Consider the following 1,055-nt stretch of genomic DNA (forward strand, 5'->3'; position numbering starts at 1 on the left):
GCTGCAATCACTACCGTTCTGGCTAAAACCTACGGTGGTTCTGCGCGCGCATTCGACCAGATCGATAACGCACCGGAAGAAAAAGCTCGTGGTATCACCATCAACACTTCCCACGTTGAATATGACACCCCGACTCGCCACTACGCACACGTAGACTGCCCGGGCCACGCCGACTATGTTAAAAACATGATCACCGGTGCTGCTCAGATGGATGGCGCGATCCTGGTTGTTGCTGCGACTGACGGCCCGATGCCGCAGACTCGTGAGCACATCCTGCTGGGTCGTCAGGTAGGCGTTCCGTACATCATCGTGTTCCTGAACAAATGCGACATGGTTGATGACGAAGAGCTGCTGGAACTGGTAGAGATGGAAGTTCGTGAACTGCTGTCTCAGTACGATTTCCCGGGCGACGACACTCCGATCATCCGTGGTTCTGCTCTGAAAGCGCTGGAAGGCGAAGCAGAGTGGGAAGCTAAGATCGTTGAACTGGCTGGCTACCTGGATTCTTACATCCCGGAACCAGAACGTGCTATCGACAAGCCGTTCCTGCTGCCTATCGAAGACGTATTCTCCATCTCCGGCCGTGGTACCGTTGTTACCGGTCGTGTAGAGCGCGGTATCGTTAAAGTTGGCGAAGAAGTTGAAATCGTTGGTATCAAAGAGACTGTTAAGTCTACCTGTACCGGCGTTGAAATGTTCCGCAAACTGCTGGACGAAGGCCGTGCTGGTGAGAACGTTGGTGTTCTGCTGCGTGGTATCAAACGTGAAGAAATCGAACGTGGTCAGGTACTGGCTAAGCCGGGTTCTATCAAGCCGCACACCAAATTCGAATCTGAAGTTTACATCCTGTCCAAAGATGAAGGCGGCCGTCATACTCCGTTCTTCAAAGGCTACCGTCCGCAGTTCTACTTCCGTACAACTGACGTGACTGGCACCATCGAACTGCCGGAAGGCGTAGAGATGGTAATGCCGGGCGACAACATCAAAATGGTTGTTACCCTGATCCACCCGATCGCGATGGACGACGGTCTGCGTTTCGCAATCCGTGAAGGCGG

1 protein-coding gene is annotated in these 1,055 nt (G+C 53.6%); it reads left to right on the forward strand.

The window, feature by feature from the left end; all coding sequences use genetic code 11:
- Positions 1 to 1,055 (forward strand): elongation factor Tu (tuf, locus tag GVK32_RS28660; protein ID WP_159874234.1); only part of this gene is annotated, 1,055 nt, incomplete at both ends.

The sequence above is a fragment of the Klebsiella sp. 18074 genome (genome assembly GCF_902705905.1).
Lineage (GTDB): Bacteria > Pseudomonadota > Gammaproteobacteria > Enterobacterales > Enterobacteriaceae > Klebsiella > Klebsiella terrigena.